The organism is Gammaproteobacteria bacterium (genome assembly GCA_030949385.1).
GTDB lineage: Bacteria > Pseudomonadota > Gammaproteobacteria > JAUZRS01 > JAUZRS01 > JAUZRS01.
Genome location: JAUZSP010000006.1, coordinates 437,897 through 448,595, shown reverse-complemented (window position 1 = coordinate 448,595; position 10,699 = coordinate 437,897). Strand labels below are relative to the sequence as shown.

Sequence of the window (10,699 nt, the reverse complement as noted above, 5' to 3'; positions counted from 1 at the left end):
CCCCTACACAATCTGCCGCAACAAAACCTCATAATCCAAATTTTCTGGATCATAAAACACCACCTCAGGGTAACTTCTCAACCACGTCAATTGCCGCTTAGCAAACTGGCGAGTGGCGATAATACCGCGCTCCAACAGCTCCGCCTCATTCAACTCACCGTCGAGGTGCTGCCACACCTGACGATAACCGATGGCGCGCATGGAAGGCAGATCCAAATTCAGCTCGGGGCGTGCTTTCAACTCCCGCACCTCGTCTACAAACCCCTGCGCCAACATCCGCTCAAAACGCTGCGCAATGCGCTGATGCAGCACCGCACGATCCGGCGGTGAGAGCGCCCATTTCAGCAATCGAAACGGCAACGCCTCTCCCGCCTGTTGCTGCAACTGCGTGAGCGTTTTGCCCGTCAAACGCCACACCTCCAGCGCCCGCTGAATGCGCTGCGAATCGTTGCTGTGAATGCGCTCTGCCGCAACAGGATCAACCTGCGCCAACTCCCCATGCAGTGCCGCTAACCCCCGCTGTTCAATCTCTCGATTCAACTCCGCACGCACCCCAGCATCGGCCTTGGGCAGCGGTGAGAGACCCAATTCCAACGCCCGAAAATAGAGCATACTGCCGCCCACCAGCAGCGGAATACGCCCCCGAGCGACGATCTGATCCATCTCGGCGCGGGCATCGGCACAAAAACGCGACACCGAATAAGCCTCGCTGGGATCAAGCAGATCAATCAGGCGGTGCGGCGCACGCGCCAACGTTGCCGCATCGGGTTTGGCCGCGCCAATATCCAAGCCGCGATAAACCATCGCCGAATCAACGCTGATGATGTCACAAGGCAGACGCTGCACCAGCTCCACCGCCAAAGCGGTTTTACCCGCCGCCGTTGGCCCCATAATAAAAAGAGCCAGAGGGCGTTTATCCTCTGTTGTTAAAGCCGTCATTCGTACCTCAATAAACTCATCACTTCAATTCGGGATAATGAACACCCCTAAACCTGCCCACCGACCCCTTTGAACTTCTCCACAAAGGCGGAGATCTTCTCAAACACGATTTGCTTCTTCGTTTTGTATTGCGGATTAAGTGGGCTCATTTTTGGCAGAGTGGCATTGAGTGCCGTGCCGTTTTCGGTCGCGTATTCACGCTTTAAGGACGCTTTGATATAACGTCTGGCCGCCTCCTGATTCAGCGCCTCGCTCTGGATCAGCTCCTCGGCTTCGCGCTTTTGTTCCGCTTGGGCAAAGCTGAAAAACACGTCGATGACGTTCGCCTTGTCGCCGATTTCATCGAGATCGGTTTGATTAATGAAGTCAACAACCAGACCCTTCTTTTGCTCGGCTGCCGATGCTGGCTCGAATCACCCGCCTCACTTCATCAATGAGGTCATCCTTGTTCTTGGCCTTTTTGTTGTGCTCAAAGATCAGTTCCAGAATGTAATCGAGATTGATCTCTTGGGATTTCAACAGATCCACCTCAAAGACCACATCATCCCAATCAACGCTCGATTCGACCTTCTGCTGCCCGTCCTTCTGACGCCGTAACCCGTCGCGGGTGTCATTGTAGGTCGAACGGTAATCTTGCACCAATCGCTCAGAGGGCACGTCGATTTTCTGCATCGCCTCCAGGTCGCCATCGCTCAGGTAGTGCTTTGCCTTAAACGCCTCGACCGCGGCCCCATCGTCCAGATTGAGCGCTTGCAAGGCCGTCAATCCGGTAAACTCATCGTAATTGCGCAGCACATTTTCCACCCGCAGGTATTCTCCGAACAGTTTCACGAACGCCTTTTTGTCCTGCTCTTTGACGATCTCAGCCGGATTGGGAAAACGGCTTTGCAGCTCGTTGACCACCTCCACATACCCACGACACGCCTTGCCGGTGGCGATGTCGGTAAAGCCCTGCATGTATTCCTTGTAGCTCTTTTCCAACACCACATTTTTGGTGTTCGCATTGCCGAAAAGCGTGATCGAATCAACCGTATTCTGCTCCAGATCACGGAAGGTCACGATGTTGCCAAAGGTCTTGGTGGCATCATAAATCCGATTGGTGCGCGAAAACGCCTGCAAAAGTCCGTGATAACGCAGGTTCTTATCGACAAAAAGCGTGTTGAGGGTCGGGGCATCGAAACCGGTCAGGAACATCCCCACCACGATCAGCAAATCCACCTCCTGTTTCTTCACCCGCTGAGCAAGATCGCGGTAGTAGTTTTGAAAACCCGTGCTGTCCACCCCGTAGTTGGTCTTGAACGCCGCGTTGTAGTCGCCAATGGCAGCACTGAGGAATTCCTTGGCGCTGCTGTTCATGGCCGACACCTCGAAGCTCTCGTCGGGAATGTCACCCACCGCATCCTGTTCCTCGTTGGCCGCAAAAGAGAAAATGGTGGCGACCCTGAGACGTTTCTTCTCTTCCACCTCTGTTTGCAGCTCACGGAAGGCTTCGTAATACGCCTTGGCGGCATCCACACTGCTCACGGCAAACATCGCATTAAAGCCCTTGGCTCCCATGTGGGCACGATGGGTCTTCAGGGAGAAATTCCTAAGGATGTAAGCCGAGATCTCACCAATCCGATCAGGGTGCAGCAGCAGCTGCGTATTCTCCTCTGCGCTGAGCTTTCCCCCCTCCTGCTCCGTCTCGATGGCTTGGAACTGAGGCCGCACATCGTTGTAGTCCACCTTGAACTTCAGCACCTTCTCGTCACGAATGGCATCGGTAATGACGTAAGCGTGCAGCTCCCGCCCGAAGACGCTGCCGGTGGTTTCGGCTCCCAAGGCGTTTGCTGGAAAGATCGGCGTGCCGGTGAAACCAAATTGGTAATACCGCTTGAACTTCTTTTGCAGGTTCTTCTGCGCCTCACCGAATTGACTGCGGTGACACTCATCGAAGATAAAAACCACCTGCTTGTGGTAGACGGCTAAGTCGCGATCCCCCCGCATCAGATTGTTGAGCTTCTGGATGGTGGTGACGATGATCTTGTTATCGTCTTTCTCCATGTTCCGCTTCAGACCTGCCGTGTTTTCGGAGCCGTTGACGCTATCGGGAGAGAAGCGTTGGTATTCCTTCATCGTCTGGTAATCGAGGTCTTTGCGATCCACCACGAAGAACACCTTATCGACAAAATCCAGCTCGGTGACCAAACGCGCCGCCTTGAAGCTGGTGAGGGTCTTGCCTGATCCGGTGGTGTGCCAGATGAAGCCGCCACTCTCGGTGTTGCTCCAGTTCTTCGCCTCGTAAGCACTCTTGGTCTTCCACAGAATGCGTTCGGTTGCGGCAATCTGATAAGGGCGCATCACCAGCAGGGTGTTGTCCGCCCCGAAGACGGAATACTTCAAGAGCACTTCCAGCAAGGTGTGTTTCTGGAAAAAGGTCGCGGTAAAGTCCTTCAGGTCTTTGATCAGCGAGTTGTCCGCCTTCGCCCAGTTCATGCTGAAGTCGAAGCTGTTTTTATCCCGCTTGGTCGTGTTGGCAAAGTAGCGGCTGTCGGTGCCATTGGAGATCACGAACAGTTGCAGATACTTGTAGAGGGAGTTTTCTGAATTGAAGCTCTCTTTGCTGTAACGGTGTACTTGGTTAAAGGCTTCACGAATCGCCACGCCGCGTTTTTTTAGCTCGACCTGCACCAGGGGCAGCCCATTGACCAGCAGGGTGACATCGTAGCGGTTGGCGTGGCTGCCCGTTTGCTCAAACTGTTTGATGACCTGAAGCGTGTTGTTGAGCACATGCTTTTTATCCAGCAAATAAATGTTCTCGATGTGGCCGTCATCAAAAACAAAGTCATGGATGTAGTCATCATGGATTTTTCGGGCTTTGTCCGTGCTGTTTTCACGGGCTGGGTCGAGGTATTGTTCTACAAATCGCCGCCATTCAGCGTCGCTGAAGCGCACCTGATTCAGCTCTTCTAGCTGAATGCGGACATTGGCCAGCATTGCCTCGGGGGTGCGGATTTCTGTGGCGTAGCGGTAGCCCTGATCCATCAGGTCGCCGATAAATTCCCGCTCCAGATCATATTCACTTTGATAGCTTTCAGCCACCTGCGAAGTTTTGCTGTATTTATCGAGAACGATGAAGTTATTGGATTCTGCGATGGTCTTGTAGTCAGTCATTGTCGTTGTCCATTTCTAATGATTTTTTCCCTCGTTCCCACGCTCCCGCATCCCCACGCTCCCGCATCCCCATCCCGCATCCCGCATCCCGCATCCCGCATCCCGCATCCCGCATCCCGCATCCCGCATCCCGCATCCCGCATCCCGCATCCCGCATCCCTCGTTCCCACGCTCCCGCGTGGGAATGCAGACTCAGCTACCATGCTGTACTAACCTCTAGCAATCCAGGCACATCGGCATAATCCCTCGCACTGGAATAACGCCAATGCTCTGCTTGATCAACATAACCCCGTTTGACTGGATTTTGATGAATATAGTCAATCTTCTGTCGCATCATATTTTCCCCTTGAATCAGCTCAGGATGGACACCCTCTTGCCAAAACTGGTAGGCACGATCACCTTTATGTGCTTTTTTATAAAAAGCCAGCTGATCCAGAATTTGCCTGACATTATGTGCAGCAAGATATTGAATCAGGTTTTTCGCCGTCCATGATTTCAATCGGGCAATATCATGGTCTAAGGCTTTGCTTTGCAACACAAAGTGACAATGGTTTTCTAATACCACCCATGCGTACACTTTAAGGCCATCTTTGCTTAAAAATCGTAGAGAGTCGAGCAAGATATTGACACTTTCTGGGCGTGTGAAGACAGGTATCCAGTGCAACACTGTCAGGGTGACAAAGTGCGGTTGCTGTGGATCAGTGATTTTATAGCGGCTTCTGCCCATTGATTAAGCTCCGTAAGAACGAGTTTAAACGTTTTCTGTTTGGGGTTCAGGCATTCCCACGCGGGAGCGTGGGAACGAGTTTAAAGGTCGCGGCGCAAATTCCCCGAAGTCACCGAAACGATGTCGTTTCCTCGTTCCCACCGTCCTCGGTGGGAATGCAGACGACTGTTGATCTTTACGCCATCCGTGCTTCCTGTGGCTCCGTAGGCATTCCCACGCGGGAGCGTGGGAACGAGTTTGAAGGTCGCGGCGCAAATTCCCCGAAGTCACCGGAACGATGTCGTTCCTCGTTCCCACCGTCCTCGGTGGGAATGCAGACGACTGTTGATCTTTACGCCATCCGTGCTTCCTGTGGCTCCGTAGGCATTCCCACGCGGGAGCGTGGGAACGAGTTTAAAGGTCGCGGCGCAAATTCCCCGAAGTCACCGAAACGATGTCGTTCCTCGTTCCCACCGTCCTCGGTGGGAATGCAGACGACTGTTGATCTTTACGCCATCCGTGCTTCCTGTGGCTCCGTAGGCATTCCCACGCGGGAGCGTGGGAACGAGTTTATCTCAAGCAACGTTCTCTGTTTGGGGTTCGGGTTTCGGGAAGTTCAGCAACAAGTCGCGGTAATACTCGTATTGCTTTTGGCGCAGCTCGATTTCCCGAGGGAGACCTTCGCTGATGGAATGGGTCAGGGTGTCGAACTTGTCGAGAATGGCGACGATGCGGGCTTGTTCGGCAAGGGAAGGGATCAGGGATCAACATCTTAGCTAAATTATCAGCATTCACTCGCCTTACTTTTGTGCCTGTAATATATTTTATTTTTTGTTTTTGAAATTGTTCTGTCTGATAAAAGTAAGCAACGTATTTGGGGTTTAAAGTATGCCTATAAATACAAGCATCGCTACTTATTGCAATATCTTTACTCCCAAGCCAAGCAACAGCTTTACAGACATCTTCATCGGTTTCACTTGTTGTAGCTATAACTAAGTCGCCTGTTTTAGCTTTTCGAGCTTTCTTGAAAAATTCTTTTGATACGTAAGTTTTAGTCTTATCTGTATACGTGCCGTAGTGCGTGTAAATTTGTCCATAGTGAATACAGCCAACACCCGTATCAGTAAAATCTTTTTTCTGTAAGCCTCCACCACGAATGAATTCCCGCCACCTCCTTCCCATAAGTCTTCCACTCCACCTCACCGTCTTCAAAGGTGAGTAGCTGGTCGCGGTAGTAGTTGTATTGCTTTTTTCGGGCTGTAAGCTCGGCTGTAAGCTCGGCTGTAAGCTCGGTGAAGGTGTCCAAGATGCGGACGATTTCCGCTTGGATCGCCAGCGATTTCTCAGGGTTGTTTGGGCAGGGAATGGGGATTTGGTACTTATTTAATAATCGTGCGTAATCCGATATCTGAGCGCATTATGCATTCTTCATGTACTCAAACCGCTAGGCAGTAGTGCTCATACTAGTAATATACATACTTAAGAAAAACATTGGCCTCATCATTCGATGTAATCATCTTCATTGCGGAAGATTTAGCCTGTAATAATCAGCAATCAACCCAACTTATTAGCCGTCGTCGAATTATCAAACAATGATTGCAGGCAGTCTTTTGATGCTTCGACTAGGGATTCCATCTAATTCATCTGTGTAACCAAGAATAAAAGTCTTACCTGCTGTCAAAACAGGGGTTTTGAAATCTTCATTGTAGTTTTTATCTTTAATGAGATATTTAGTAGGCTGCTCATATTGCGTTACCTCCCCCAAAGCCACCCATTCCACCTCAACCCCATCCAGCAGCTTGTCCAGAAAATTCAGTTCACTCATGGCTAAAGCTCCTCCGTTTTGAATTGGCTATAGCCTTCATAATAATAACTGACATCAATGCCTTTCATGAACAGGGCGCGGTCATTAATCCGGTCGGTCAGGGCTGTTTTTAGCAGGGTTTTGATTTCAATGTCCTTCACCACACTGCGCTCCATCGCGGAGAGATAATCCTCTTTATCCACCTGATTCCAATCAATCACCTGTTTGAGTGCTGTTTTAAGCATCAAATCCAGCCAGATGCGGGTGGCTCTGCCATTGCCCTCACGAAAAGGGTGGGCGATGTTCATTTCAACGTATTTTTCAATGATCTCATCAAAGCTGCCTTGGGGCAGACTGTCGATGTGTTGCAGCGATGGCTCAAGATACATCAGCGGCGCAAAACGAAAATTGCCCTTGGCGATATTCACCCCACGGATTTTGCCCGCAAACGCATAAATATCATCAAACAAATAGGCATGGACAAAGGCCAGCCCTTTGAAGGTTCCTGTTTCTACCTTTTCAATATCACCAGAGTCAAAAAGCTGTCTGGCCTTTTGCTTGCTGATTTTTTCTTCCGCTTTTGCCAACTCGACCTGATCGCTGATGCCTAATTTGTTTTCCAAAATCATGCCTGCGCGCCTTCGATTTCCGCAACGATCACCTCGATGTCGCGGCGCAGGCCGTCGATCTTAGTCACGGTGGTTTTTAGCTCGGCATTAAGTTCAGTAATATCAATTTTTTCACGGGTGTCCTTGGCCTCCACATAGGAGCTGACGGAAAGATTAAAGTCATTCTCTGCGATCTTTTCCATCCGCACCGACTGAGCAACGTACTCGACCGCTTCTTTTTGATCGAAGAGTCTCACAATCTCTGCGACGTGGGCATCGGTCATCAGGTTGTTGTTGGTGCTTTTCTTGAAAAAACCCTCACCAGAGGCATCAATGAACTGAACGGTGCTGTCGCTCTTGTGCTTGGAGAGCACGAGAATGTTCACGGCAATGGTGGTGCCGTAGAAGAGATTCGGAGCCAGTGAAATGACGCTCTCGACAAAGTTGTTCTCAACGAGGTATTGGCGGATTTTTTTCTCTGCACCACCTCGGTAAAAAATCCCCGGAAAGCAGACGATGGCCGCCCGTCCCTTGCTGGAGAGGTAATTGAGGCAGTGCATGACAAAGCCAAAATCGGCCTTGGACTTGGGAGCCAGCACACTGGCGGGCGCAAAACGCTCGTCATTGATGAGCGTGGGATCATCGCTGCCGATCCACTTCACCGAATAAGGTGGATTCGAGACAATGGCATCAAAGGGCTTATCCTCGCGGAAGTGGGGTTCGGTCAGGGTGTTGCCCAACTGCATGTTGAACTTATCGTAGTTCACGTTGTGCAAGAACATGTTCATCCGCGCGAGATTGTAGGTCGTGTGATTGATCTCCTGACCAAAAAAACCCTCCTCAATCAAGTGGTCATCCATGTGCTTCTTCGCCTGCAAGAGAAGGGAGCCGGAACCTGCGGCGGGGTCGTACACCTTGTTGACGCTCGTCTGCCCGTGGATGGCGATCTGGGCAATGAGTTTGGAGACATGCTGAGGGGTGAAGAACTCGCCCCCCGACTTGCCCGCATTGGCGGCGTAGTTGCCGATCAGGTATTCGTAAGCATCGCCAAAGAGGTCAATCTCGTTGTCCTCAAAGTGACCAAAGTCGAGATCGTTCACCCCTTTCAACACGGCACTAAGGCGAGTGTTCTTGTCTTTGACCGTTCTGCCCAAGCGGTTGCTTGTGGTGTCGAAATCATCAAACAGCCCTTTGATGTCCTCCTCAGAGGCGTAACCCATGGCCGAGCTTTCAATGGCGGTGAAGATCGTCTTTAGATCCGTATTGAGATCTTCGTTGCCGTTCGCTTTGGCAACGACATTGGAAAAGAGCTGGCTGGGGTAGATGAAATAGCCCTTGGTCTTGATCGCATCCTCTTTGATCTCATCGGTGATGACATCATCGCCAAGCTCAGCGTAGTCGATGCTCTCGTCACCGCCTTCGATGTAGCGAGCGAAGTTCTCACTGATAAAGCGGTAGAAAAGCGCGCCAAGCACATACTGCTTGAAGTCCCATCCGTCCACGGTACCGCGCACGTCATTGGCAATCTGCCAGATGCGTCGTTTTAATTCGTCAAATTGCTGGGTGCTGGTCATAGCGTTAACCTTGATTTAATCGAGTGAAAATGGATAATTCAATGCGTAGGTTGGGGTGATAACCCCAACATTTCACAACACGTTCACCGTCCGCGCAAAAAGAGCGTATCCAGCTCCTGCATGGAAAGCAGCGTCCAAGTGGGACGACCGTGATTGCACTGGCCGCTGCGCTGCGTCTGCTCCATGTCGCGCAACAGAGCGTTCATCTCGCTTAGATTCAATTGCCGATTGGCGCGCACCGAACCGTGACAAGCCATGGTAGAAAGCACCTCGTTCATGGCCGCTTGAATGCGCTCCGTCTCACCAAACATAAGCAGATCCGCCAACACATCCTGCACCAATTTTTCCACCTCGCTGCCGTGCAGCAGCGCCGGAATCTGGCGAATACGCAGCTGCTCTGCGCCGATGCAATCCAGCTCAAAACCCAACTCACTGAACACTGATTGATGCTGCTCAGCGGCGTTCACTTCGGCCTCACTGAGATTCAAACTCAACGGCACCAGCAACGGTTCACGAGCAATGCCCTGCTCGGCGTAAGCGGTTTTCAGGCGCTCATAAGTGATGCGCTCGTGCGCGGCGTGCATGTCCACCAAAATCAAACCGTCGTTGTTTTGCGCCACAATATAGACCCCATGCAGCTGCGCCAGCGCGTAACCCAAAGGGTGCTCCTCTTGCTGCACGGCCAATTTCGGTTCCAGAATCTGGTTTTTTTCACCCTTTTTTTCAAATGGCAGCGATTTTGCCAACTCAGAGTAAAGCCTGCTTTGACTGGCCAACTGAGAAGGTGAAGGGGAAGGTTTTACACTGGGCAACGTCAAGGCACTCTGCTGGCTCAAACGCGGCAACGGCTCAGAAGCTTGTTGCAACGGCGTGGCTTTCAGCACCGCCGCCTCACTCTCCCCCACCCGCGAGTCGGCCAACACTTTTTTCAGAGTGCGACGAATAAACTCATGCAGACGGCGCGAATCCCGAAAACGCACCTCGTGTTTGCTCGGATGAACATTGACATCCACACTGCGCGGATCCAGCTCCAAAAACAGCACAAAAGCCGGTTGGCGACCGTGGTAGAGCACATCGGCATAGGCTTGGCGCACGGCGTGGCTGATCACCTTGTCGCGCACCACGCGCCCATTGACGTAAAAGTGCTGCATGTCCCCTTGGCTGCGGGAAAAACTCGGCAACGCCAACCAGCCCCACAGTTTTAGATCAGCGGCATCGTGCTCAAAAAAACGCGCCGCCTGCATAAAGGCCTCACCGCAGACCCCCGCCACCCGCCGCTCACTGCCCAAAGTGGAGTCGGACACCGGCCACTGAAACAACTGGCGACCGTTGTGGCTGAGACGAAAGGCGACATCAAAACGGCTCAGGGCGATGCGTTTGACCACCGTATCAATGTGACCAAATTCGGTCTTTTCAGCGCGAAGAAATTTCCGCCGCGCCGGAACATTAAAAAACAGATCGCGCACGTCCAGCGTCGTGCCCAGAGGATGAGAGGCCGGTTTCACCTCCGGCAACCGCTCTCGACCCTCGCCTTCCAAAACCCACGCCTGTTCGCTGGCCGCACTGCGGGAGGTCAAGGTCAGGCGCGAAACCGAAGCAATGCTGGGCAAAGCCTCGCCGCGAAAACCCAAACTGGCCACCTGCTCCAGATCGTCCAGCGAACCGATTTTACTGGTGGCGTGGCGCGACAACGCCAAACTCAGATCATCGTGATGCAGGCCCGAACCGTTATCACGGATCTTAATCAGCCGCACACCGCCCTGCTCAATCTCTATCGAGACCTGATCCGCACCGGCATCCAAGCTGTTTTCCAACAGCTCTTTGACCACCGCGCTGGGACGCTCCACCACCTCTCCGGCGGCAATTTGATTGATCAGTTGATCCGGCAGAGATTTGATTCGCATAACAGGCTGTC

5 protein-coding genes and 2 pseudogenes are annotated in these 10,699 nt (G+C 52.1%); all 7 read right to left on the bottom strand.

Annotated elements, in window-relative coordinates:
* Positions 1 to 3 precede the first annotated feature (3 nt).
* Positions 4 to 939, bottom strand: coding sequence for a tRNA (adenosine(37)-N6)-dimethylallyltransferase MiaA (gene miaA / locus Q9O24_09395; GenBank protein MDQ7075345.1), 936 nt, complete (start codon positions 937 to 939; stop codon positions 4 to 6).
* Positions 940 to 986: 47 nt separating this feature from the next.
* Positions 987 to 4,092, bottom strand: a pseudogene (locus Q9O24_09390) (type I restriction endonuclease subunit R).
* Positions 4,093 to 4,288: 196 nt separating this feature from the next.
* Complete coding sequence (locus Q9O24_09385) at positions 4,289 to 4,819, bottom strand: transposase (GenBank protein ID MDQ7075344.1); 531 nt, start codon at positions 4,817 to 4,819, stop codon at positions 4,289 to 4,291.
* A 554-nt stretch (positions 4,820 to 5,373) separates the two neighbouring features.
* A pseudogene (locus Q9O24_09380) lies at positions 5,374 to 6,623 on the bottom strand (restriction endonuclease subunit S).
* Positions 6,624 to 6,625: 2 nt separating this feature from the next.
* The gene (locus Q9O24_09375) at positions 6,626 to 7,231 is read right to left on the bottom strand and encodes a Fic family protein (GenBank protein MDQ7075343.1); all 606 of its coding nucleotides are present in this window, start codon (positions 7,229 to 7,231) and stop codon (positions 6,626 to 6,628) included.
* Positions 7,228 to 8,784: a type I restriction-modification system subunit M gene (locus Q9O24_09370; GenBank protein ID MDQ7075342.1), complete on the bottom strand. Its 1,557-nt coding sequence runs from the start codon at positions 8,782 to 8,784 to the stop codon at positions 7,228 to 7,230. Before Q9O24_09370 ends, Q9O24_09375 begins: the two co-directional genes overlap by 4 nt.
* A gap of 83 nt (positions 8,785 to 8,867) precedes the next feature.
* Positions 8,868 to 10,688: a DNA mismatch repair endonuclease MutL gene (gene mutL / locus Q9O24_09365; protein ID MDQ7075341.1), complete on the bottom strand. Its 1,821-nt coding sequence runs from the start codon at positions 10,686 to 10,688 to the stop codon at positions 8,868 to 8,870.
* Positions 10,689 to 10,699 lie beyond the last annotated feature (11 nt).

Bases quoted from the DNA above. Each gene is read 5' to 3' on its own strand.
- Q9O24_09385 (MDQ7075344.1), bottom strand. From the start codon at position 4,819: ATGGGCAGAAGCCGCTATAAAATCACTGATCCACAGCAACCGCACTTT.
- mutL (MDQ7075341.1), bottom strand. From the start codon at position 10,688: ATGCGAATCAAATCTCTGCCGGATCAACTGATCAATCAAATTGCCGCC.
- Q9O24_09375 (MDQ7075343.1), bottom strand. From the start codon at position 7,231: ATGATTTTGGAAAACAAATTAGGCATCAGCGATCAGGTCGAGTTGGCA.
- miaA (MDQ7075345.1), bottom strand. From the start codon at position 939: ATGACGGCTTTAACAACAGAGGATAAACGCCCTCTGGCTCTTTTTATT.
- Q9O24_09370 (MDQ7075342.1), bottom strand. From the start codon at position 8,784: ATGACCAGCACCCAGCAATTTGACGAATTAAAACGACGCATCTGGCAG.